A 23,879-nucleotide genomic window follows, 5' to 3' on the forward strand; every position below is an offset into this window, starting at 1 on the left:
TCAGGAGCTTCCAGTGTCCGATCAATTCACTTTCGCGGCTCGGCACATCGGCCCGGACAGCCAGGCCGTCGCGGCCATGCTCGCCGTCATAGGCGTCGACTCGCTCGACGAGCTGGCCGCCAAGGCGGTTCCGGCCGGCATCCTGGACCGGCTGACCGACGGTGGCGCCGCGCCCGGTCTCGACCAGCTGCCGCCGCCCGCCACTGAGACCGAGGCGCTATCCGAGCTGCGGGCGTTGGCCGAAGCCAACACGGTCGCCGTATCCATGATCGGGCAGGGCTACTACGACACCCTCACGCCTCCGGTGTTGCTGCGCAACATCATGGAGAACCCGGCCTGGTACACGGCCTACACGCCCTACCAGCCCGAGATCAGCCAGGGCCGGCTCGAGGCGCTGCTGAACTTCCAGACCATGGTCGCCGACCTCACCGGCCTCGAGGTGGCCAACGCCTCGATGCTCGACGAGGGCACCGCGGCGGCCGAGGCCATGACGCTGATGCACCGCGCGGCACGCGGGAAGGCCAACCGCCTGGCGGTGGACATCGACGTCTTCGCCCAGACCGGGGCCATCTTGGCCACCCGGGCCAAGCCGCTGGGCATCGAGATCGTCACCGCCGACCTGCGCGGTGGCCTTCCGGATCTGCCCGACGGAGGGGACTTCTTCGGCGTCATCGCCCAGCTGCCCGGGGCCAGTGGCCGGGTCACCGACTGGGCGGGCCTGGTGCAGCAGGCGCACGACCGGGGCGCGCTGATCGCCATCGGCGCCGACCTGCTCGCCATGACGCTGATCACGCCGCCCGGCGAGATCGGCGCCGACGTCGCCTTCGGCAGCACCCAAAGATTCGGTGTGCCAATGGGATTCGGTGGGCCGCACGCCGGCTACCTGGCGGTGCATGCCAACCACGCCCGTCAACTGCCGGGCCGGCTGGTGGGTGTGTCGCTGGACGCCGACGGGTCACCGGCCTACCGGCTGGCGTTGCAGACCCGTGAGCAGCACATCCGCCGCGACAAGGCGACCAGCAACATCTGTACCGCGCAGGTGTTGCTCGCCGTGATGGCCGCGATGTACGCCAGCTACCACGGCGCCGAGGGGCTGACCGCGATCGCGCGCCGGGTGCACGGTCACGCCGAGGCGATCGCCGCCGCCCTCGGCGATGCGTTGTTGCACGACAAGTACTTCGACACCGTGCTGGCCCGGGTGCCCGGACGTGCCACCGAGGTGATCGCCGCGGCCAAGGCCAAGGGCATCAACCTGTGGCAGGTCGACGACGACCACGTGTCGGTGGCCTGCGACGAGGCCACCACCGACGAGCATGTCGCCGCGGTGCTCGAGGCCTTCGGGGTGCAACCGGCCGAGCCGGTGTGCGCCGGCATCATCACCCGCACCTCGGAGTTCCTCACCCATCCCGCGTTCACCCAGTACCGCACCGAGACCGCGATGATGCGCTACCTGCGCGCGCTGGCCGACAAAGATATCGCCTTGGACCGCAGCATGATTCCGCTGGGTTCCTGCACCATGAAGCTGAACGCCGCCGCGGAGATGGAACCCATCACCTGGCCGGAATTCGCCCGCCAGCATCCGTTCGCGCCGGCGTCGGACACCCCCGGGCTACGGCGTCTGATCGCCGACCTGGAGACCTGGCTGGTGCAGATCACCGGCTACGACGCCGTCTCGCTGCAACCCAACGCCGGGTCGCAGGGCGAGTACGCCGGCCTGCTGGCCATCCACGACTACCACGCCAGCCGCGGGGAACCGCACCGCGACATCTGCCTCATCCCGTCCAGCGCACACGGCACCAACGCAGCGTCGGCGGCGCTGGCCGGGATGCGGGTGGTCGTGGTGGCCTGCCACGGCAACGGCGACGTGGATCTCGACGACCTGCGCGCCAAGGTCGGCGAGCACGGGGACCGACTGTCGACGCTGATGATCACCTATCCGTCCACGCACGGCGTGTACGAGCACGACATCGCCGACATCTGTGCGGCCGTGCACGACGCCGGTGGCCAGGTGTACGTCGACGGCGCCAATCTCAACGCGCTGGTCGGTCTGGCGCGGCCGGGCAAGTTCGGCGGCGACGTCAGCCACCTGAACCTGCACAAGACGTTCTGCATCCCGCACGGCGGCGGCGGACCCGGCGTCGGGCCGGTGGCGGTGCGCTCGCATCTGGCGCCGTTCCTGCCGGGGCACCCGCACGCCCCCGAACTGCCCCAGGGGCATCCGGTGTCGTCGGCGCCCTACGGGTCGGCCTCGATCCTCCCGATCAGCTGGGCCTACATCAGGATGATGGGCGCCGAGGGGCTACGCGCGGCATCGCTGACCGCGATCACGTCGGCCAACTACATCGCCCGGCGTCTCGACGAGTACTTCCCGGTGCTCTACACCGGTGAGAACGGCATGGTCGCCCACGAGTGCATCCTGGACCTGCGCGGCATCACCAAGTCCACCGGTGTCACCGTCGATGACGTGGCAAAACGCTTGGCGGACTACGGTTTTCACGCGCCCACCATGAGTTTCCCGGTGGCCGGCACGCTGATGGTGGAACCCACCGAGAGCGAGACCCTGACCGAAGTCGACGCGTTCTGCGACGCCATGATCGCCATCCGCGGCGAGATCGACCGGGTCGGCGCGGGGGAGTGGCCCGTGGACGACAACCCGCTGCGCGGCGCGCCGCACACTGCCGAATGCCTGGTCGTCAGCGACTGGGACCACCCCTACACCCGGGAACGGGCCGCCTATCCGCTGGGCAAGGAGTTCCGGCCCAAGGTGTGGCCGCCGGTGCGTCGCATCGACGGCGCCTATGGCGATCGCAACCTGGTCTGCTCGTGCCCGCCGGTGGAGGCGTTCGCCTGACGGTCGCGCGGGTCGAGCCTCAGCCGGGCGCCGTCGCCGGGACTTGCACCACCAACGGCACCAGGTAGCGGCGGGCGAAGCCGCGGGCCTGGTTCAGGTTGTAGATCGGGATGACCGAGTTCGGCGTCTTGACCAGCGAGATGATCAGCCGCCCGATCATCTCGCCGACCACCTCGGCGTCCAGATCGGCGGACAGTTCGCCGCGTTCCTGCCATCGGCGAAGCCAGGTGGCGATGTAGCCACCGGTCATGGCGATCAGGTTCTCATCGGTCAGGTAAGCGGATAGTTCACCCGCGGCGGGTGATTCGCGGATGCTCCGGGTGAGCAGCTTCGGCGCGGAGGCTTCGTGGACGAAGGCCGCGAAGACTTCCGCGATCCCCTCTTCCGGCGTCGCCGCGCGGCCCGCAACCTCGGAGACCAGTGTGCTCAGCCGCAGTGATTCGTCCATGATGGTCAGCCGCACCAGGTTTCGCTTGTGTCGGAAGCGGCGGTAGACCGTGGCGACGCCGACTCCGGCGGTGTCGGCGATGTCCTGCATGGTGGTGTTGGAGAATCCGCGCTCGGTGAAGCAGGTGCGTGCCGCGGTGACGATGGTGCGGGCCGTCGGATCGAGGGTGGCCAGGCCGTCGGGCACCAGGCCCAGCAGCATCGCGGGGTCTACCATCTGGCCTCCAGCCATCGGAGTATTACGTCGATTCTGCGCTGTATCAGCGTATTAGCCCGCAGGTGCGCAGAATTCTTCCGGGTGCCTGCCGCCCGCCGTCATCTATCGTGCCGAATCAGGCCCGGCTCGGCGCGGCGAACGAATCGAGCAGCACCGAGCGATAGCGGTCGCGCAGCCGCTCGTACTGGTAGCGGTTGTAGGCCAGGGGCTCCAGGGTGAGCCGGCGCGGTAACCATTTCCAGCCCAGCTGCAAGGCGGCAACGTAGACGGCGAACTCGACTTGCTCACGTGTGCCCCATCGCACGCCCAGCAGGCCGCGCATCGTGGGGTGGGCGACCGCGGCCGAGCAGACGACCACCGGCCGGGACGCCAGCGTGGTCATCACCGGCCAAACCAGCCGCAGCAGTGGCCGTATTTGCCGGGACACCAACAACTTCGGGATCGGTGGCGCGACGAAGCTGCGGTTGGCGAATTGCAGAAAGTCGTTGTCGGCCAGATCTTTTGCGGCGACGGCGTTGTAGTACTCGAGCATGTCGTGCAGCGTCGCCGGCAGCTTCGCCTGCTTGCTGGGCAGTTCCAGGAATTGCAGCTCCGCCCGCAGCGTCTGGTAGACGACCTCCTTCTCGACCGGGGTGAGCCGACGACCGCACACTCGCAAATAGGCTTGATACAGGAGGTTGAGGCCACTCACGGCCACCCAGATCCACACCTCGGGATCCAGTGCGCTGTACCGGGTATCGCTGAACGAGTCCTTGCCGGCGCCTCGCACATCGCGGTGCAATCGCTTGAGGTCGGCCCGCGACGTCCGCACGTCGGAGCTGTCGCCGAAGGTGGCCAGGGCGGTGAAGGCGGCGCTGCGGATGCCGCGATCGGTGAAGTTGTCGGCGAACCGTCCGCTGCGGTCCACCGCCGCGGCGATCTCGCGGTGCGCCACCTGGTCCAGCGCCAGGCGACCGAATGCCGCCGCCAAGGGCGAGCCCGCGAACCATCGGACGTCCTCCGCCAATTCCCGGTGCGCCGGGTCTGGTTTCACCCTCGCGCCGGGTTCATTGCCGTGTGGTACGAAACTCGCGGTCGTCGTCATGCCGCTCCTCCTTTGATGGGCGAGAGTTGGGCTCACACCACGGTTGCCCCGACGATGCGGCGCAGCCTCATGTCCCACACCACCGCCTGCACACCCAGCCGTGTCAAGAACCGCGGCGTGAACAGGTCCAGCACCCCGAGAACACGCTGCCACCGGTCGAATCGGCGTTGCTGCGCGTCCGACCAGCCGAATCCGAGCTTGTCGCGCAGTTGAACGGGCAGGTAGCCCAGCGTCATGAACAGGTTCCAGCCGCCGAACAGTGCCGGGATGGGTGCGGGCAGGAAGTTCAGTCGCGCGATGCCGATCAGATAGTCGCGCATCCGTTCGTCGAAGTCGAGTCGGTCGAGTTGCTGCTGCCAGTAGCGGTCAGCGGCCGCCCGATCGGCGGGCCACATTTCGGGCGGCACCTGCAGGGTGGTCGCGAACACCGACGCGGCCCGGTGAATCGTTTCGGGGTCGTGGCGGGATCGGCCGCCCCGCAGCCTGCGGGTGTCCTCGAAGACCGCGGCCATGCAGGATGCCACCCACAGTTGTAACGCGGGGTCGAACGCGTTGTAGCGCACCGGGCTCTGGGGGCCGGACCGTACCGGGACGTGTGCGGCGTTGACCGCTTCCCGATACACCTTGCGATCCTTGGCATTTCCGGCGATGGCCACGGCAATGTAGGTGAATGTGGTGCGGGCCCGTTTGAACGGGTGCTTGTGCAGGTTGCCGCTGTCGACCTTGCTCTCCATCACGCCGTAGGCCACGCCCGCATTCGCCAGCTGCATCACGACATTCGCTGCACCGTAGGCCGGGGTCAGCCAGGGTGACATCTCCTCGGCCAGAAACGACGTGTTGGCCGAATCGGTGTCGGCCCGCTGGTCGCGCCGATCCGGCGGCACCGCCGAGAGTTCGGGATCGGAGGGTAACGGATGGGCCACGTCGCCGCCTTCCTGGATTGATAGACAGCTCAAACAGATTCGGGTACGTGCCTGCCGCGACGGCGCTGCCGTTCGGCGATGCCGCGCCGCCAGGTGGCCGAGCCGGGACCGATGGGGCGCAACGCCGGCGTCGCCACCGGTCCGGCCTGTGCAGCGGACATCTCGACCACGTCTCCTCAGCTCCCCACCCTGATAGAATTTGAGGCGAATTCTATCGTCGAGTCTGGCACAGTCCGGTGTCGTTTGATAGAGACGGCGAGGAATTGTCCGGAACCGGCATGGCAGCCCTGCATTTCGCCGAACTCGACCTGCATGTTCCGCGAGCGCCAGCACCGCCGGTGTCGTAGCCGCCGGTAGGCAGAGGCGAGCTATCTATCACGGACCCGCGGCGGCCGCGTGCTCCACCGGGCGGGCGTAACTCGCGCCGTCAGCTCAGAAAGGCGTTGACCGCCGACGCGAGATCGGGGGACGCGGACGTCGCGAGGTTCTGATAGCTCCCGCCACTGAGCTGGGCGACCGCTTCCCAGGTCGCCCGGTCCGGATCGGCGCCGAAGTCGATCACATTCACCGCGATGGGTTTGGCCGAATCGGCACTCTTGCGGATGAAGTCCTGTAGTCCCGGCCCGTCCAGCGACTGGTCGGTGTGCGGACCTGCGGTGATCAACAGGATCGAATTTGTCTGTCCCGCATGGTAGTTGGTCTGCATGTCCTGGTAGAGCATCCGCAGCGTGGTGAAGGACACCGCGCCGCCCCCCGACGAGTACTGCTTGTCCAGCGCGGCGGCCAGCGCCGCCGAACGCGGCTGGCCGTTGACCGCGTCGGACAGCGGCCCGCTCGCCACCTCGGAGCGGCCCTCGTGGCCGTCGAACGTCCACAGCCCAACCACCGCCGTGCCGGGCAGCGCCTTGATCTTGTCCTGCAGCGCCCCGACCACGTTGGCCAGCCGGGACTTGCCGCCTTCCTGGCCGGGCATCGACTGGTCGAGCATGATGGTCGTGGCCTGTCCGCTCGACGGGCTCGCCATCGCCTCGGCGAGGGTGGCTCGCATCTGCTCATCGCCCACAGACAGCGCGGCCGGCAGCGCCGGGAAGTTGGTGACCGGACTGCTTGGCGGTTTGACCCCGTTGACGCGGAAGCCGGCCTTCGCCAGCTTGGCCAGCTGGTCGGACTTGTGCATGAAACGCGAGAACTCGCTGGCCGCCGAGGCCTGTTCGCGGCTGAGCCAGGAACCACTGAGCAGCACGGTGGGGTAGTCGGCCACCGCGGCGGACCCTGGTGGGAGCCAGAAACTCAAGGCGCCCTTGGCATCTGGCACGGATTGGCCACGCTGGAACAGCTGCTGTTCGGTGGTGACGACCGCGTGTACCGGCGCGGTCGCGGGGTCGCCTGGCTTCAGCAGCGTGTTCATCGCCTCGTTGAGCGAGTTGTCGGCCAGTTTGGGTTGTGCGCTCAGCAGGTTGCGGACCGCGCCGGTGCCCTGCGTCACCGGGGCGCCGGGCGGTACCGACGCGGCCGCCACCGCCTCTCCGGCCAGAAACGATGCGTCCCCGTTGCCGTTCATCGGCAGGGCCAGGCGCAGCGAGCCCCACGCGGGTAAGTTCAACCCGGCCAACGCATTCGGGTTGGCTTGCAGCCCGGGTAGCGCCGCCCAGTTCTGGTTGGACAGGGCCGGGGCGAGTTCCGGGCGGATGGCCAGCACCACGGGCGAGGTGACCAGCGAGTGGCTCTCGGTGACGGTCTTCTGGGCCGTCGCCCCGGCGAGCCGCGCGGCCGAGATCGAGCTGCCCGGAATCCACAGCGCCGGTTGGCCGCCCAGTTCCGCGGGCCACTTGCCGATGAAGCCGTTCAGCACGGCGTCGGAGTTGGCCGGCTTGACGCTCACCACCATGCAGTGGTCACCGATCGGCCCGGCGGATTTGTTGTAGCTCTCCGCGAATTGCTGAACGGAATCGGCGATCGACGGGTCCGCGACGACGGCCACCGTCTCCTGCCCGCCCGAGCAGCGGCCGGCCGCCGTGTGGGATCGCTTGGACAGCGCGTCACCGAAGAAGCTCCACAGGATCACCGATCCCACCACGACGACGACCGCGACCAGCGCCACGATCACGCCGATGCTGACGCCGCGGCGGCCGCCCTCGCTGCGATGACCACCCAGCCGATCGGCGAAGCCACGATGCCCGCCCCGGAAGAGCGACGATGTCGAGGCCGGCGGCTCCGGGCTCGAAGCGGCGGCCGGCCGCGACGGAAACTCCGGGTAGTCGTCAGCAGCGCTGTCTACGAACGAATCCTCGGCCGCGTAGGTAGCGTCGTCAGCCGCGAAGCCCCCGTCGTCGGGATGGCGACGTTCGTCGGAGTAATAACCCTCGTCCGAGTAGTCATCCTCGTCGGAATAGTCACCCTCGTCCGAGTAGAGGTCGGCTTCCTCGTCGTCACCGGCGTCCCGGTGGCGATGTCCTGCCTCTTCACCTCGAGATGGCTCGTCGAGGAAGTCGTCAGGGTCGGGCGCACTGTGCCTACCCATAGCAGTGCCCGCGGCCTTTCCGTCGATCCATCGTTGACTCGGCGCCGATTTTAGTCATCGACGGCACTATTACACGTTCGAACCCGATTTCAGCGCAGGCTCAATTCGGGTTCGAAGCTTGTGCCTTGGCCTCACGCCGACGGCGATGCAGGATCGGCTCGGTGTAGCCGTTGGGTTGCTGCGTTCCGGTCAGGATCAGATCCTGTGCGGCGAGGAAGGCGATGCTGTCGTCGAAGTTCGGCGCCATCGGCTGGTACGCCGCGTCCTTGGCGTTCTGCTCGTCGACCAGCGGGGCCATCCGCTCCAGGCTGGCCCGCACGTCCTCCTCGGTGATCACACCGTGGCGCAGCCAGTTGGCCAGCAGCTGGCTCGAAATCCGCAGCGTGGCACGGTCTTCCATGAGCGCCACGTCGTGGATGTCGGGAACCTTCGAGCAGCCGACGCCCTGGGCGACCCAGCGCACCACATAGCCCAGGATGGACTGGCAGTTGTTGTCGACCTCTTCGCGGATCTCCTCCGAAGCCCAGGCCAGCTCCTTGGCCAGCGGGATGGTCAGCAACTCCTCGATCTTGGTGCGCTTCTTGCCGGCGAGCTCCTCCTGCACGGCGCCCACGTCGACGTAGTGGTAGTGCATCGCGTGCAGGGTGGCCGCCGTCGGCGACGGCACCCACGCGGTGGTCGCGCCCGCCTTCGGCTGGCCGATCTTCTGCTCGACCATGTCGGCCATCAGCTCGGTCATCGCCCACATGCCCTTGCCGATCTGGGCCTTGCCCTTGAAGCCGGCCGCCAGGCCGATGTCGACGTTGGCGTCCTCGTAGGCCTTGATCCACGCGGTGCTCTTCATCGCACCCTTGCGGATCATCGGCCCGGCCTCCATCGAGGTGTGGATCTCGTCGCCGGTGCGGTCCAGGAAGCCGGTGTTGATGAACACCACCCGGTCGGCCGCCGCCTTGATGCAGGCCTTGAGGTTGACGGTGGTGCGCCGCTCCTCGTCCATGATGCCGACCTTGAGGGTGCCCTGAGGCAGGCCGAGGACGTCTTCGACGCGGCTGAACAGCTCGCAGGTGTAGGCGACCTCGTCGGGTCCGTGCATCTTGGGCTTGACGATGTAGATGGACCCGGTGCGGCTGTTGGCCAGCGGCCCGTTCGCGTCACCGGTCTTGAGCCCGTGAATCGCGGTCAGGCCGGTGAACAGGGCATCCATGATGCCCTCGAACACCTCTTTTTCTTCGTCACCCTCGGCGACGGTCACGATGGCATCGTTGGTCATCAGGTGACCGACGTTGCGGACGAACAGCAGGCTGCGGCCGGGCAGGACCAGTTCGCCCTCGCCGTCGGGTGTGCTGTAGGTGCGGTCCTCGTTGAGCACCCGGGTGAAGGTCTTGCCGTCCTTCTTGACCTCTTCGGACAGATCGCCCTTGTTCAGCCCGAGCCAGTTGCGGTAGCCCAGCACCTTGTCGTCGGCGTCGACGGCGGCCACCGAGTCCTCGAAGTCCATGATGGTGGTGATCGCCGACTCCAGGACCACATCCTTGATGCCGGCGGAGTCGGTCTTGCCGATCGGCGATTCCGGGTCGATGAGGATCTCGATGTGCAGCCCGTGGTTGACCAGCAACACCGACCAGTTCGGGGAGCCGAGTTCGCCGGCGTAGCCGGCGAATTTGTCCGGGTCGGCCAGGCCGACGGAGCCGTCGGCGATGGCGACCTGGAGCCGGCCGTCGTCGACGGACAGGCCCGTCGCGTCGGCCCACGACCCGGATTCCAGCGGCACGGCCTCGTCGAGGAACTTGCGCGCGTAGGCGATCACCTTGTCGCCGCGGACCTTGTTGTAGCTCGACCCCTTCTCGGCGCCGTCGTCTTCCGGGATGACGTCGGTGCCGTACAGCGCGTCGTACAGCGAACCCCACCGGGCGTTTGCGGCGTTCAGCGCGAACCGCGCGTTGAGCACCGGCACCACCAGCTGCGGGCCGGCGGTCGTGGTGATCTCGTCGTCGACGCCGGAGGTGGTGATGGTGAAGTCCGCGGGTTCGGGCTGCAGGTAACCGATTTCGGTGAGGAACGTGTGGTACGCCTCGATGTCGAGCGGCTCGATGACGCGCTGCCGGTGCCACTTGTCGATTTGGGCCTGTAGCTCGTCGCGCCGGCGCAGCAGGTCCTGGTTCTTGGGGGTGAGGTCGGTGACCACCTTGTCGACGCCCGCCCAGAAACTGTCCGGGTCGATGTCGGTGCCGGGCAACGCCTCGTTGTTCACGAAGTCGTAGAGCACTCGGGCGACGCGCAAGTTCCCCGCCGACACGCGATCAGTCATGATTCTCCTCCATCATGGGCCGCACCGGCTCATCGTCGGGCCAGATTGGCAATGTCATAAGCCTACCGAGCGCAGCCTGGTGAGCGTTATTAGCCCGACCCGGCAGGCGCAGGTCAGGCTGCGCTGACAGCTCCAAGAACGACGCTGCGGCGAGCACAGGGATCCGGTTCCAGCAACGCATGTTCCGCGCGCCAACGGTGCTGCGCCCTCCAGCACTTTCTTAACTGGTAGCCGTGAGAGATCATACGGGCTGCGCGCAGTGGTATTGGCGGGCCAGTATCGCTAGGCGTCGCGCATGGTGCCGACGAGGTCTTCAACCAGGTCTTCCATGGCGACCAAGGCCACGACCGTCCCGCTTTCGTCGGTCACCAGTGCCAGATGGCTGTTGCTGCGGCGCATCCGGGACAGGGCATCGGCGAGCGGCAGCGACCGGGACAGCCGCGGCAGCGGGCGCACCTTCTCCAGATCGATCACCGTCCGCGGATCGTCGTCGAGCGTCAGCACGTCCTTGATGTGCAGATATCCGAGGAAGGCGCCGCCGACACTGGCGACCGGGAACCGCGAGTAACCGGTCTGGGCCAGGGCCTGCTCGACCGCCCCGACCGTGGGACCCGAGCCGGCCGCAGCCACCGGTACCGCGTGCACGTCGGCGAGGGGGACCGCCACGTCATCGACCACCCGGTGGCGGATTTGCAACGCCCGGGTGAGCCGGGTGCGTTCCTCGCGGTCCAGCAAGCCCTCGGACTCCGATTCGGCGATCATCTCGCTGAGCTCGACGGGCGAGACTGTGATCTCCAGCTCGTCCTTGGGTTCGACGCCGAACGCACGCACCACCACGTTGGCGCACTTGTTGTAGAACACGATGAACGGCCGGGCAGCGCGCACATAGGCCAGATACGGTGGGACGAGCAGCATCGCGGTGCGCTCCGGCCCGGCCAGCGCGATGTTCTTGGGCACCATCTCGCCCAGCAGCACGTGCAGCGTCACCACGATGGCCAGGGCGATCGCGAACGACAATGTGTGCAGCAAGGTGGGGTGAATTCCACTGAGCCCCAGCGCCATTCGCAACAGATTGGACACCGCCGACTCGCCGATCCGCCCAAGCAGCAGGGACGCGGCCGTGATGCCCAATTGGGCACCGGCCAGCATGGACGGCAGCTGTTCCCCGGCGCGGATCACCGTGACCGCGGCCGCCTTGCCCTGTTCGGCCAGCGCCTCGAGGCGGTCGCGGCGCGCCGAGATCAGCGAGAACTCCGCCCCGACGAAGAACGCGTTCACCCCGATCAACAGGCAGGCCAGCAGCACGCCCATGGTGTCGCTCATCGGTGCACCCCGGTCGCGGGGACGTCACCGTGACTGCTCAGTTCGATCAGCTCGAGCAGGTCGATCCGGCGGCCGTCCATCCGGATCACCGTTGCCTGCCAACACGTCACCGCGTCCAGCAGGCCGTCGGCGTCCAGCGCGGGCAGCTTGACCGAGTCGCCGGCCACCGGGATGTGACCGATCTCGCGCAGCACCAGTCCGCCGATGGTCTCGTAGGGGCCTTCCGGCGCCCGGAAGCCGATGGCGGCGGCCACCTCATCGATGCGCAGCAGGCCAGAGACCCGCCAACCGGAGCCGGCGGGCACCACATCCGGAGTCGCGTCGTCGTGCTCGTCGCGGACATCGCCGACGATCTCCTCGATCAGGTCCTCGACGGTCACCATGCCGGCGGTCCCGCCGTATTCGTCGACGACCAGCGCGGTTTGCAGGTTGTTGGCCCGGATCTCGGCCATCACCGCGTCGCCGTCCAGGGTCGACGGCACCTTCGGAACGGGTTGGGCCACCGTGATCAGCCGGGTGCGGGCGCGTTCGGTCCGCGGGATGGCGAACACCTGCTTGACATGCACGATGCCGGCCGTCTCGTCGAGGTCGCCGTCGACTATCGGGAAGCGGGAGAATCCGGACTCGGCCGCGGCGGTCACCAGGTCGGCGATCGTGTCGTCGGTCTGCAGCGCCACGATCTTGGACCGGGGCGTCATCAGCTCCTCGGCGCTCAGGGCGCCGAACTGCAACGATCGCCGCACCAGGGCTGCCGTCGCGGCGTCCAGGGAGCCGCTGCGCGCCGACGAACGCACCAGCGACAACAGCTCCTGCGGGGACCGGGCCGATCGCAGCTCTTCGGCCGGTTCGACGCCGAGCCGGCGCACGATCCAGTTCGCCGCCCCGTTGGTCAGCCGGATCGCCGGGGTGAGCAGCAGCGAGAACAACAGCTGGGCGCTCACGACGGCGCGGGCCGTCGACAGCGGGCGAGCCACGGCCAGGTACTTGGGAACCAGCTCGCCGAACACCATCGACACCGACGTCACGATCACCAGCACCAGGAACGCCATGATCGCGTCGCCGACCTTGTCGGGGATGCCGATCGCGTCCAGCCACGGGTGCGGCAAGTCGTCCACCATCGGATCGGTCAGGTAACCGGCCGCCAGCGTGGTGATCGAGATACCCAACTGGGCGCCCGACAGTTGAAACGACAGCCGGTGGTGCGCGTGGCGGATCCAGCGGTCGCGGCGTCCACCGCCACGGGCGTTGGCCTCGACCGCGCTGCGGTCCAGGGTGGTCAGCGAGAACTCCGCGGCAACGAAGACGGCGTTGCCGAAGATGAGCACCGCGATCGCCACAACGCTGATCACGGTGACGGTGACGTTCATGAACGACGCCGCCGGCCGGCCGAGGGGAAAGCCTTGTCGAGCGCAGGCGGCGCCGAAGGAGGCTCCGCATCGGGCGATTCGGCTGACGGCCCGTGCGCCCGCAAGCCGATGGCTGGCACGGGTGCCTGCGGCACGTCGATCCTTTCGCTGCCTGGTGGCTGAGCGGTCGCGGTTGCGTCCGTCTTTGCTGTCATATGCTAGCCCGGGCCGCGGCCGCACGGCGCTGCCCGACCCGGGACCCGCGGTCGCCCGACCGAATTCGGCGGCCGACGCGGGCCAACTAAAGTATGGCTAACCTTACTCAGGTAGGCTCTGCGGACTATGTCCGACGCTCAGACGCCGTCCATTCATGTCCTCCCGCGCGAACGCTCCGACATTCCCGACGAGGTTGCGCGCATTCCCCGGCCACCGGTTCCCACCCTCGATCCACCGTTCGGCATGCGCGTGGCGCGGCTCGACGACGTGGACATGGTGACCGAGTGGATGAACCGCCCGCACTTGGCGCAGGCGTGGGAATACGACTGGCCGGCGCCCCGGTGGCACCAGCACCTGAGTGCCCAACTGGACGGGACGTATTCGCTGCCGTTACTCGGCAGCATCCGGGGCGTAGACCGTGCCTACCTCGAACTATATTGGGGCGCAAAGGATCTGATCTCCCACTACTATGATGCCGAGCCCTATGACCTGGGGCTGCACGCCGCCATCGCCGACCCGAACCTGGTGAACCGCGGCCTGGGCCCGATGCTGTTGCCCCGCATCGTGGCCAGCGTCTTCTCGATGGAGCCGCGGTGTCGGCGGATCATGTTCGACCCCGATCATCGCAACACCACCGCGCGCCGGCTGTGCGAGTACGCCGGCTGCACGTTCCTCGGCGAGCACGACACGACGAACCGGCGCATGGCGCTCTACGCGCTGGAAGCGCCGACCACGGCTTCGTAGCCGCCGTAGTCGGGCGCGCGACCAGGGCGTCCGCGGGCACCCAGGTGCTCGATCAGCTCACCCGAAACGCGTTGCCGCGCTTCGGCTTCGGCCGTCCACGCCAGTTTGCCCGACGAGGTCCCGGGCAGCCCGCGGCCAGTTCACTCATCGCGAGGTTTCGCGGCGATCGCGGCCTGCAGGTCGCCAACCGTGTCGCAGTTCAAGAGCTCTTCTTCGGACAGGGAGGCACCCAGCCGCTCTTCGATCGCCACCATGGCCACGGCGAAGGCCACCGAATCCAGGCCTACGTCGTCGACGAGGCGGGCATCCGGAGTCACGCGGGACGGGTCGACGTTGAGGTCATCGCGCAGGATGCTCAGCAGTTCTGGCGTGACCGTGGACGAAGAAGTGGGGGAAGAGGAGGTCATGGCGCAGAACGTTAGCAGCCATACTTAGGTAAGGCTAGCCTTATCCCGTCGGGTCACCAGCCCAGCGGGAGCGGGTGTCCCTCAGCGAAGCCCGCCGTCGACTGCACGCCGACCACGGCTCGCTCATACAGCTGCGCCAGGTTGTCGGCACCGACGTAGGTGCAGGTGCTGCGCACGCCCGAGGTGATGTGATCGAGCAGATCCTCGACACCGCCGCGGGCCGGATCCAGCCCCATCCGGGACGTCGAAATGCCTTCCTCGAACAGCGCCTTGCGGGCCCGATCGAACGCCGTCTCGGCCCCGCTGCGCGCGACCACGGCGCGTTTGGAGGCCATGCCGTAGCTCTCCTTGTACGGCTGGTCGTCGCGGTCGCGCATCAGGTCGCCGGGCGACTCGTAAGTGCCGGCGAACCACGACCCGATCATCACGTTGGACGCCCCGGCGGCCAGCGCCAGCGCCACGTCCCGGGGATGCCGGATGCCGCCGTCGGCCCACACATGGCCGCCTAATTCCCGTGCTGCCGAAGCACATTCGACGACAGCGGAGAATTGCGGGCGGCCCACACCGGTCATCATCCGGGTGGTGCACATCGCGCCCGGTCCGACGCCGACCTTGACGATGTTCGCCCCCGCGCCCAGCAGGTCGCGGGTGCCCTCCGCCGAGACGACGTTGCCCGCCACCAGCGGCACACCCAGCTGCAACCCCGCGACCGTCCGGATCGCCTCGATCGTCTTGACCTGATGCCCGTGCGCCGTGTCGATGACCAGCAGGTCGACGCCGGCCTCGGCGAGCGAGCGCGCCTTGGCCCCGATGTCGCCGTTGATGCCGATGGCGGCGCCCACCCGCAGCCGGCCCCGCGCATCGACGGCCGGGGTGTACAGGCCCGCGCGGATGGCGCCGGTGCGGGTCAGCACCCCGGCCAGCGTGCCGTCGGCGTTCGTCACGACCGCGACACCGATGGGCGATTGCTCGAGCAGGTCGAAGACCTTGCGCGGTTCGGTGCCCACCGGGGCGGTGACGAAGTCGGTCATCGCGACGTCGCGCACCCGGGTGAAGCGGTCCACCCCCAGATACGACGATTCACTCACCAGACCCAGGGGACGCCCTTCGAAGGCGACCACCGCGACACCGTGCGCACGCTTGTGGATCAGCGCCATCGCATCGGACACCGAGTCGTCGGGCCCGAGTACCACCGGGGTGTCGAGAACCAGGTCGCGGCTCTTGACGAACTCGACCGTCTGCTGCACCGCGGTGATCGGGAGATCCTGCGGCACGATGACGAGTCCGCCACGCCGCGCGACGGTTTCGGCCATCCGCCGCCCCGCCACCGCGGTCATGTTGGCGACGACGACCGGGATCGTGGTGCCCGAGCCGTCACCGGTGGACAGGTCGACGTCAAAGCGCGACGCGACCTCCGAGCGGTTCGGCATCACGAACACGTCGTTGTACGTCAGGTCGTATGCGGGTCGGTGCCCGTCGAGAAACCTCATCGCAGTCGCCCCACCAACTCATGCCCCCTTCGCGCCCTCTGGTGTCGCCCGGCTACGCGGGCACTTCGGAGCGGTCTCCGCTCCACAGCGTGTGGAAGCGCTTGTCCGGGTCGTCATCGATGCGGCCGTACGTGTGTGCGCCGAAGAAGTCCCGCAAGCCCTGGGTGAGTGCCGCCGGCAGCCGCTCGGTGCGCAGGGCGTCGTAGTAGGACAGCGCGGAGGCGAAGCCGGGAATCGGGATGCCGAGTTCGGTGGCCTTCACCACGACCCGACGCCAGCTGTCGATGGATTCCTCGATGGCGCTGCGGAAGTAGGGGGCGACGATCAGGCTCGGCAGGTCGGCGTCGGCGTCGAACGCCTCCTTGATGCGGTTGAGGAACTTCGCCCGAATGATGCAGCCGCCGCGCCAGATCGTCGCCATGTCGCCGGGCGTGATACCCCAGTCGTACTCGGCGCTGCCCGCCTGGATCTGATTGAAGCCCTGCGCGTAGGCGATGATCTTCGACGCGTAGAGGGCCTTGCTCACGTCGTCGATGAACTGCGCTGCGTCGCTTGGCTTCTCGCCCAGCCGACCGGAGGCCAGCCCGGTGGTGGCCTTGCGCTGGGCCACCGAGCCGGACAGGGCGCGGGCGAACACCGCCTCGGCGATACCCGTTACCGGCACACCGAGATCGAGCGCCGACTTCACCGTCCAGCGGCCGGTGCCCTTCTGCTCGGCCTCGTCGAGGATGAGGTCGACCAGCGGCTTGCCGGTCTTGGCGTCGGTCTGGCGCAGCACCTGCGCGGTGATCTCGATCAGGAAGCTGTCCAGGTCGCCCTTGTTCCACTCGGCGAACACGTCGGCGATTTCGGGGGCGGTCTTGCCCAGGCCGTCGCGCAACAACTGGTAGGCCTCGCCGATCAGCTGCATGTCGGAGTACTCGATGCCGTTGTGCACCATCTTGACGAAGTGGCCGGCGCCGTCAGGGCCGATATGGGTGCAGCACGGCACGCCGTCGACGTGCGCGGAGATCTCCTCGAGCAGCGGGCCCAGCGACTTGTACGACTCGGCCGGGCCGCCCGGCATGATGGACGGGCCGTTGAGCGCGCCCTCCTCACCGCCGGAGATGCCGGCGCCGACGAAGTGCAGGCCGCGCTCGCGGATCGCCTTCTCGCGCCGGATGGTGTCGGTGTAGAGGGCGTTGCCGCCGTCGATGATGATGTCGCCTTCTTCCATGGCGTCGGCGAGCTCGTTGATGACGGCGTCGGTGGGGTCGCCGGCTTTGACCATGATGATCACCCGGCGCGGCTTCTCCAGCGCGTCCAGAAATTCCTCGATCGTCTCGGAGCGGACGAAGTTGCCCTCGTCGCCGTGCTCTTTGAGCAGCGCATCGGTCTTGGCGATCGAGCGGTTGTGCAGCGCCACGGTGTAGCCGTGGTGGGCGAAGTTGCGGGCGAGGTTCGAACCCATCACGGCCAGACCCGTGACGCCGATCTGCGCGGTGCCGGTCGTGGAATCCGAATGCGTGTCCGACATGTTTTCGCCTCTCAATTTGGAGAACTTTTCGTCAAAAGCTTTCGGTGACACTGTGGCACAGCGAACAGTTGGGCGCCCGGGGTGATCGGCCCCCGGCTGCGTCAGAGGTTGAACAGGCGTTCCAGTTCGGTCAGCCACGGGACGGCCAGCGCGACGGTGGGCACCACGAATACCGCGGCCGCGGCCAGGTACGCGGCCGCCGACAGCATCGGGCTGTTGCCGCGGCCGCCCAGCCGGCGCACTCGCAGCACCGTGCTGGGGCCGCCGGCCGCGAGTGCGCCCGACGGGGCCCGCCCGGAAGCGCAGGCGACCAGCGCCCGGGCCAGGGGAGCGCGACCCGCGGCGCGGACCGCCGCGTCGTCGGCGAGCAGCTCGACCAGAAGTTGGACCGCGCCGAGCGCGTTGGCGCTGCGGACCAGCCGCGGGAAGGCCGCGTGCACGGCGGTGAAGGCCTCCAGCACCAAGTCGTGCCGCGCCCGAAGATGGGCGCGCTCGTGGGTGAGGATCGCCTCGACCTCGGCGTCGGCGAGCGTGCTCAGCGTTCCCTCGCTGACCACCACCCGGCTGCGCACGCCGGGCAGGCAGTAGGCGAGCGGCTGCGGCACGTCCAGCACGCGAAGATCGCGCGTGCGGGCGCAGGGCTGGGACAGCGCCGCGCCGTGGCCGACTCCGACCAGGTCGACCACCATGCGGTGGTGGGCCCGTCGTTTCCGGTTGGCGATGGCCACCCGGGCCATCGCGACCATCAACCGGGCGCCGACCAGCACGGTCAGGGCGAAAACGCTGATGTAGACAGTCCACAGCGGCCAGCCGAGGCGGTCGGCGGCGCCGACGATGCTGGTCGTGGGCCGCCCGTCGCGGCCTGGCATCAGCAACCGGGTGGCGATCGCGATACCGGCGCTGAACGCCGAGAGGACCGCCGCCAGCGCAACGGCTTGCCAGAGCACCATTGCGGCGCGGGGAGCGCGCAGCGGCCAGCGCGCGCGTGCCAACATCGCCGGCACCGGGCCGGTCAGTAGCACCGCGAGAATGGTGAAAGCCAGCGCGGACACACTGTAAGTGTCCCTCAGCCCTCCGGGGCAGCGCCAGCAGATGGCGAGTTATTGCGTTGATTGGCTTCCAGTTCGGCGAGTGCGCGCCGCAGCGCCTCCGCCTCGTCGGCGCCGACACGCTCGACGAAGTGCACCAGCGCGGCCTGGCGGCCGCCGGAATCCTCGGCCTGGGCCAGCGCGTCCACCATGAGTCCGGCGACCAGCTCGTCGCGACCGTGCACCGGCGCGTACCGGTGCGCCCGGTCGTCGCGGATCTGGGAGACCAGGTTCTTCTTGGCCAGCCGTTGCAGCACGGTCATGATCGTGGTGTAGGCCAGGTCGCGCTGTGCAGACAACGCCTCATGGACCTGGCGAACGGTCTGCGGCTCGGGCGAGGACCATAGGTGGTCCATGACGGCCCGTTCTAGATCCCCCAGCCGGGTCAGTTTGGCCATAGTTCGTTCATCTCCTGAGCGTCGAATCAAGCGTACTCCGGCTTACTACCGACGGTCGTACGGAAGGCTGACAAATCACTGTGTCGGCCACCGCGCCGCCGCCGCGAACAAGAAGAACGATACCTCTTGCGAACTTAGGGCAGCCTTGCCTATGCTGATCGAGTCGAGCGATAACGGACCGTGCGAGAGTCCTGAGGGCTGCAGCGACCCCCGGTCTACTCGATCGGCGAGCCCCGTGCCATCAAGGCACGGGGCTCAGCCGTTTCCGGGCCAGAATCCGCCGTGAGCGTCCGTGCCGGGCCATGGTGTAGACACATGGACGTGCCAGAGCCGCAGAAAACGATCCTCCCGCCGGACTTCGCCGCACCCTTCGACCGCGAGATCGGGCTGCAATTCACCGAACTCAGCCCCGACGGTGCCCGCGCCCAGCTGGAGGTCACACCCAAGCTGCTGCAGCCTATGGGTTTGGTCCACGGCGGCGTTTACTGCTCGATGATCGAGAGCATGGCCAGCGTGGCGGCCTACACCTGGCTGGCGACCCGCGGCGGCGGAAACGTGGTGGGCGTCAACAACAACACCGACTTTTTGCGTTCCATCGGCTCGGGCATGGTGTACGGCAAGGTCGAACCGATCCACCGCGGCCGAAGCCAACAGTTGTGGTTGGTCACCATCACCGACGGCGACGACCGGGTGGTCGCCCGCGGTCAGGTGCGGCTGCAGAATCTCGAGATCCGCGAGGGCTGATTCAGCATCGGCCCGCCCGCGACGAAATACGTTGTCCGGCACCCTCATTGGGGGCGCCAACGGTGATCGGCTAGCTGGCCCGCCTGGCCGCCGGCCGCTTGGTCTCGGCAGCGACCACCGCCAATTGTTCGAGCCGGGTTCTTGCGAACGCCTGCTGCTCGGTGATGGTCAGCTGGCCGCGGCGGGTGCTCAAGAATGTCACCGTCCAGGACAGCAGCGTGCTGATCTTGGTCTTGAACCCGACCAGGTAGACCAGGTGCAGCACCAGCCAGGCGAACCACGCGAACAGGCCACTGAACTCGACCGGGCCGATCTTGGCCACCGCGGAGAACCGCGACACCGTCGCCATGGAGCCCTTGTCGAAGTACTGGAACGGCTCCCGGTCGGCCGGGTTGGCGCCGCCGAGTTCGGCCTTGATGGTGCTCGCGACGTACTTGGCGCCCTGAATGGCGCCCTGCGCCACGCCCGGTACGCCCTCGACGGCGGCCAGGTCGCCGATGACGAACACATCCGGGTGGCCGGGGACCGACAGGTCGGGCAGCACCTTGACGCGGCCGGCCCGGTCCAGTTCGACCGACGACTGGTCGGCGAGGTCGCGGCCCAGCGGGCTGGCGGACACGCCGGCGGACCACACCTTGCAGGCCGACTCGATGCGCCGGACGGTGCCGTCGGAATCCTTGACGGTGATGCCGTTGCGGTCGACGTCGGTGACCATCGCACCCAGCTGGATCTCCACGCCCATCTTCTCCAGCCGGGCCGCGGCGCGCTGACCCAACTTCTCGCCGAACGGCGGCAGCACGGCGGGCGCGGCATCGAGCAGGATCACCCGCGCCTTCGTCGAGTCGATGTGCCGGAACGAGCCCCTCAACGTGTCCTTCGCTAATTCCGCGATCTGCCCGGCCATTTCGACGCCGGTGGGGCCCGCCCCGATGACGGTGAACGTCAGCAACTTGGCCCGTCGTTCCGGATCGCGAGACCGCTCGGCCTGTTCAAACGCGCTGAGGATGCGCCCGCGCACCTCGAGGGCGTCGTCGATCGACTTCATGCCGGGCGCGAACTCGGCGAAATGATCGTTGCCGAAATACGACTGGCCGGCGCCGGCGGCGATGATCAGGCTGTCGTACGGGGTGTCGTAGGTATGTCCGAGCAAGTCGGACACCACGAACTTGCCCTCCAGATCGATGTGGGTGACGTCGCCGAGCAGCACCTGCACGTTGCGCTGCCTGCGCAGCACCACGCGAGTGGGCGGCGCGATATCGCCTTCGGACACAATGCCGGTCGCCACTTGGTACAGCAGGGGCTGAAAGAGGTGGTGTGTCGTCCGGGCGATCAGTTTGATGTCGACGTTGGCGTGCTTGAGTTTCTTCGCCGCGTTCAGTCCGCCGAACCCGGAGCCGATGATGACGACCTGGTGACGGCGCTCCGGTCCAGCTGTGGTACCTGGCTGGGGGCTCATGTTTCCGCTGCTCCTGACGGGGGCTTCTGGACGCGCGACTGCAGTAACCACCACGCTAGTCAGGCGAATACCCGCAAACCTAGCCGGCAACATGTGCAATCAAACACATCACCAGTATCACTGCTGGTCGTCGAAGGTGATACTCGTCATGCTCGGCCGACCGGTCCGCTGAAGTGCCGAAATGCCTACCGTCCCACGAGCGGACGCAGCGCTGCGCCGGCCGCCTCGATGACGCCGGGCGTATAGAAGGGCAGGTTGATGATCACGCCGTCGATGCCCGCGTCGATCACCTTGGTCTTGAGCTGATCGGCGACCGAATCCGGCGTGCCGACCACCATGCGCTGCGTCATCTCGGCCGGAACCTGGTCGAGACTCGCATTTGCGTCGATCAGCACCGTGATCAGCGTGCTGGTTTCCAGGGTGGCGGGGTCGCGGCCCACCTCCTCGCAGGCCCGTCGCACCGCGTCCAGCTTGCGCGGCAGCTCGTCGAAACCCGCGATCACGTTGAGGTGGTCGAAATGCCGCGCGGCGAGCGGGATTGTCTTCTTCTCGCCGCTGCCGCCGATCATCAGCGGAATGTGGTCCCGGAAGCGGGGATTGGCGAACGCCTCGCTGGTTTGGTACCACTTGCCCGAGACGGTGGCCCGCTCGCCCTTGATCATCGGCAGGATGATCTGCAGGGCCTCGTCGAGCCGGTTGAACCTGTCGGTGAAGGTCCCGAATTCGAAGCCCAGCTGATCGTGCTCGAGCTGGAACCATCCGGTGCCGATCCCCAGGATCGCCCGGCCCTGGCTCACCACGTCGAGCGTGGTGATGGTCTTGGCGAGCAGGGACGGGTTGCGGTACGTGTTGCCGGTTACCAAGGTGCCAAGCTGCACTCGCTCGGTGGCGGTGGCCAGCGCCCCCAGGGTGGTGTAGGCCTCCAGCATCGGCTGATCCGGCGATCCCAACATCGGCAGTTGATAGAAGTGGTCCATCACGAAAACCGAGTCGAATCCGGCGGATTCGGCCTCGCGGGCCTGGGCGATGACGGTGGGGAAGAGTTGCTCAACCCCGGTGCCGTAGGAGAAGTTGGGAATCTGCAGACCGAGTCGAATAGCCACGAGATTTACCGTAGCGATCGGCCCCGCCCGGGAGAAGATCGCCCGTTACGCCTCAGGCGAAACGAGCCAGCGCGCCGTGACTCACGTGCAGCGTCTGGCCGGTGATGTGGCGCGCCGCCGACGTCGTCAAGAACAACGCCAACCGGGCGGCCTCCGTAGCCACCGGCGCCGGCGTGCGGGACAGTCCGTCATAGCCGGCCTCGGCGCTGCGCCCACTCGCCACGACGTTGACCGTGATTCCGCGGGTGCCGAAAATGCCTGCCTGCCCGGCAGTCCAGTTGGACAGCGTGGCCTTGATGGCGGCATCGGCGCTGCCCGCCGGCGGGTTCTCGGGCACCACATTGATGATGGAGCCGCCCGAGCGCAGGTGATCGCCCACGGCCTGCACGGTCAACACCGCCGAAAGCACCGTCGCGTCAAGGGCGTTGCGCCAGGCGTTGGCCGTGTCGGCGATCGAATAGGTGCGTGGGTCGCCGGCTTCCCAAGTGGGGGCCGGCACATTGACGATGGTGTCCAGGTGATGCGGGAACAGCGGACGGGCCTCTTCGAGGCTGGCCGGGTTGGTGGTGTCGCAGATGATCGCCTCGACCTCGAGCTCCTTGGCCGCGATCTCCAGTTCGCTCTTGCGCGCGCCCACGAGTGTCACCTTGTGGCCGTCATCGCGGAAGCTCTCGGCTACCGTGCGCCCCAGGTCCGTGTCTCCGCCGGTAACCAGCACCTCCACTGCCATGACCTCCTCGTGTTCACGCGCGTTATGGCATCAATTCCCACATATGTTACTGGACAGTAGCTAGTCGGCGAAACTTTCGCCGGTGCGACGCGCGGATCAGTTGCGTAACTATTCGGCCGCCACTTTCTTGCGGCGATTCAACCCCCGAGCGGACCGCATCATCGGCGGGCTAGGGTGCATCCATGCGTCCGATCGGGATCCTGGCCGCTGTGGTTTCGACGGTGCTGATGGCGGGGCCGATCGGGTGCGGTTCGAAGTCGCCCACTTCGCAGACCGCGTCGACATCCGGCAGCAAGGTCATGGTGTTCGCCGCGGCGTCGCTCAAGCCGTCGTTCACCCAGATCGGCCAGCAGTTCAAGAACCAGAATCCGGGCGTCGGCGTCGACTTCGAGTTCGCCGGCTCCTCCGACCTGGCGGCCCAGCTGACGCAGGGCGCGACTGCCGACGTGTTCGCCTCTGCCGACACCGCCCAGATGGACACCGTCAGCAAGGCCGGCCTGCTGAGCGGCAACCCGACGAACTTCGCGTCGAACACCCTGGTCATCGTCACCGCGCCGGGCAACCCGAAGAACATCGGCTCCTTCGCTGACCTGGCCAAGCCCGGGCTCAACGTGGTGACCTGTCAGCAGCCGGTGCCGTGCGGGGCGGCCACCCACCGCGTCGAGGACAGCACCGGGGTGCGCCTCAACCCGGTCAGCGAGGAACTCAGCGTGACGGACGCCCTCAACAAGGTCACCAGCGGCCAGGCCGACGCCGCGCTGGTCTACGTCACCGACGCCAAGTCCGCCGGCAGCGAGGTCGCGACGGTGAACTTCCCGGAGGCCGCCGGCGCGGCGAACGTCTATCCCATCGGCGTTCTTAAGGAGGCGCCGCTGGCCGCGCAGGCGCAGAAGTTCGTCGACCTGGTGACCTCACCGGCCGGGCAGCAGATCCTGGCCCAGGCCGGCTTCGCGAAACCCTGACGCCG

Annotated in this window: 20 protein-coding genes; 4 read left to right on the forward strand and 16 right to left on the reverse strand. The window is 67.8% G+C overall.

Annotated features, from left to right (window positions below; all coding sequences use genetic code 11):
- The first annotated feature begins 13 nt into the window (after positions 1 to 13).
- Complete coding sequence (gene gcvP, locus ACZYVJ_RS01995) at positions 14 to 2,851, forward strand: aminomethyl-transferring glycine dehydrogenase (RefSeq protein WP_463829469.1); 2,838 nt, start codon at positions 14 to 16, stop codon at positions 2,849 to 2,851.
- A gap of 19 nt (positions 2,852 to 2,870) precedes the next feature.
- On the opposite strand, the gene ACZYVJ_RS02000 is transcribed toward gcvP, so the two are convergent.
- From ACZYVJ_RS02000 to ACZYVJ_RS02035, 8 genes are all read right to left on the reverse strand, one after another.
- A complete protein-coding gene (locus ACZYVJ_RS02000) occupies positions 2,871 to 3,515 on the reverse strand; it encodes a TetR/AcrR family transcriptional regulator (RefSeq protein ID WP_463829470.1) in 645 nt (214 codons plus the stop codon).
- A 115-nt stretch (positions 3,516 to 3,630) separates the two neighbouring features.
- Positions 3,631 to 4,599, reverse strand: a complete 969-nt coding sequence (locus ACZYVJ_RS02005) for an oxygenase MpaB family protein (protein WP_463829471.1) — start codon at positions 4,597 to 4,599, stop codon at positions 3,631 to 3,633.
- A gap of 32 nt (positions 4,600 to 4,631) precedes the next feature.
- Positions 4,632 to 5,522, reverse strand: coding sequence for an oxygenase MpaB family protein (locus ACZYVJ_RS02010; protein WP_463829472.1), 891 nt, complete (start codon positions 5,520 to 5,522; stop codon positions 4,632 to 4,634).
- A 29-nt stretch (positions 5,523 to 5,551) separates the two neighbouring features.
- Positions 5,552 to 5,683 (reverse strand): hypothetical protein, encoded by a 132-nt coding sequence (locus ACZYVJ_RS02015; protein WP_463829473.1) that lies wholly within the window; start codon positions 5,681 to 5,683, stop codon positions 5,552 to 5,554.
- Between the two features lie 266 nt (positions 5,684 to 5,949).
- Entirely contained in the window at positions 5,950 to 8,043 is a 2,094-nt protein-coding gene (locus ACZYVJ_RS02020; RefSeq protein ID WP_463829474.1) for a hypothetical protein, read from the reverse strand.
- Between the two features lie 100 nt (positions 8,044 to 8,143).
- A complete protein-coding gene (locus ACZYVJ_RS02025) occupies positions 8,144 to 10,351 on the reverse strand; it encodes a malate synthase G (RefSeq protein ID WP_463829476.1) in 2,208 nt (735 codons plus the stop codon).
- Positions 10,352 to 10,633: 282 nt separating this feature from the next.
- Positions 10,634 to 11,674 (reverse strand): hemolysin family protein, encoded by a 1,041-nt coding sequence (locus ACZYVJ_RS02030; protein ID WP_463829477.1) that lies wholly within the window; start codon positions 11,672 to 11,674, stop codon positions 10,634 to 10,636.
- Positions 11,671 to 13,041 (reverse strand): hemolysin family protein, encoded by a 1,371-nt coding sequence (locus tag ACZYVJ_RS02035; protein ID WP_463829478.1) that lies wholly within the window; start codon positions 13,039 to 13,041, stop codon positions 11,671 to 11,673. Before ACZYVJ_RS02035 ends, ACZYVJ_RS02030 begins: the two co-directional genes overlap by 4 nt.
- A gap of 321 nt (positions 13,042 to 13,362) precedes the next feature.
- On the opposite strand from ACZYVJ_RS02035, the gene ACZYVJ_RS02040 reads away from it, so the two are divergent.
- Entirely contained in the window at positions 13,363 to 13,980 is a 618-nt protein-coding gene (locus ACZYVJ_RS02040; RefSeq protein WP_463829479.1) for a GNAT family N-acetyltransferase, read from the forward strand.
- Between the two features lie 140 nt (positions 13,981 to 14,120).
- On the opposite strand, the gene ACZYVJ_RS02045 is transcribed toward ACZYVJ_RS02040, so the two are convergent.
- From ACZYVJ_RS02045 to ACZYVJ_RS02065, 5 genes are all read right to left on the reverse strand, one after another.
- A complete protein-coding gene (locus tag ACZYVJ_RS02045; protein ID WP_463829480.1) occupies positions 14,121 to 14,387 on the reverse strand; it encodes an acyl carrier protein in 267 nt (88 codons plus the stop codon).
- Positions 14,388 to 14,440: 53 nt separating this feature from the next.
- Positions 14,441 to 15,877 (reverse strand): GuaB1 family IMP dehydrogenase-related protein, encoded by a 1,437-nt coding sequence (locus ACZYVJ_RS02050; protein WP_463829481.1) that lies wholly within the window; start codon positions 15,875 to 15,877, stop codon positions 14,441 to 14,443.
- A gap of 52 nt (positions 15,878 to 15,929) precedes the next feature.
- Complete coding sequence (gene gndA, locus ACZYVJ_RS02055; RefSeq protein ID WP_463829482.1) at positions 15,930 to 17,393, reverse strand: NADP-dependent phosphogluconate dehydrogenase; 1,464 nt, start codon at positions 17,391 to 17,393, stop codon at positions 15,930 to 15,932.
- Between the two features lie 101 nt (positions 17,394 to 17,494).
- Positions 17,495 to 18,445 carry a M56 family metallopeptidase gene (locus ACZYVJ_RS02060; protein ID WP_463829483.1) on the reverse strand — a complete coding sequence of 317 codons (951 nt, stop codon included), beginning with the start codon at positions 18,443 to 18,445 and terminating at the stop codon, positions 17,495 to 17,497.
- A 14-nt stretch (positions 18,446 to 18,459) separates the two neighbouring features.
- Positions 18,460 to 18,879, reverse strand: coding sequence for a BlaI/MecI/CopY family transcriptional regulator (locus tag ACZYVJ_RS02065; protein ID WP_463829485.1), 420 nt, complete (start codon positions 18,877 to 18,879; stop codon positions 18,460 to 18,462).
- Between the two features lie 315 nt (positions 18,880 to 19,194).
- Between ACZYVJ_RS02065 and ACZYVJ_RS02070 the strand changes: the two genes are divergently transcribed.
- A complete protein-coding gene (locus ACZYVJ_RS02070; RefSeq protein ID WP_463829486.1) occupies positions 19,195 to 19,623 on the forward strand; it encodes a PaaI family thioesterase in 429 nt (142 codons plus the stop codon).
- A 70-nt stretch (positions 19,624 to 19,693) separates the two neighbouring features.
- On the opposite strand, the gene ACZYVJ_RS02075 is transcribed toward ACZYVJ_RS02070, so the two are convergent.
- From ACZYVJ_RS02075 to ACZYVJ_RS02085, 3 genes are all read right to left on the reverse strand, one after another.
- Complete coding sequence (locus ACZYVJ_RS02075) at positions 19,694 to 21,079, reverse strand: NAD(P)/FAD-dependent oxidoreductase (RefSeq protein ID WP_463829487.1); 1,386 nt, start codon at positions 21,077 to 21,079, stop codon at positions 19,694 to 19,696.
- Positions 21,080 to 21,264: 185 nt separating this feature from the next.
- Positions 21,265 to 22,182: an LLM class F420-dependent oxidoreductase gene (locus ACZYVJ_RS02080; protein ID WP_463829488.1), complete on the reverse strand. Its 918-nt coding sequence runs from the start codon at positions 22,180 to 22,182 to the stop codon at positions 21,265 to 21,267.
- A gap of 52 nt (positions 22,183 to 22,234) precedes the next feature.
- Positions 22,235 to 22,912, reverse strand: coding sequence for an SDR family oxidoreductase (locus ACZYVJ_RS02085; RefSeq protein WP_463829489.1), 678 nt, complete (start codon positions 22,910 to 22,912; stop codon positions 22,235 to 22,237).
- Positions 22,913 to 23,094: 182 nt separating this feature from the next.
- Here ACZYVJ_RS02085 and modA point away from each other — a divergent pair, with 182 nt between their 5' ends.
- Entirely contained in the window at positions 23,095 to 23,874 is a 780-nt protein-coding gene (modA, locus tag ACZYVJ_RS02090; RefSeq protein ID WP_463829490.1) for a molybdate ABC transporter substrate-binding protein, read from the forward strand.
- The last annotated feature ends 5 nt before the right edge of the window (positions 23,875 to 23,879 follow it).

The sequence above is a fragment of the Mycobacterium sp. IDUB_3 genome (assembly GCF_055419585.1).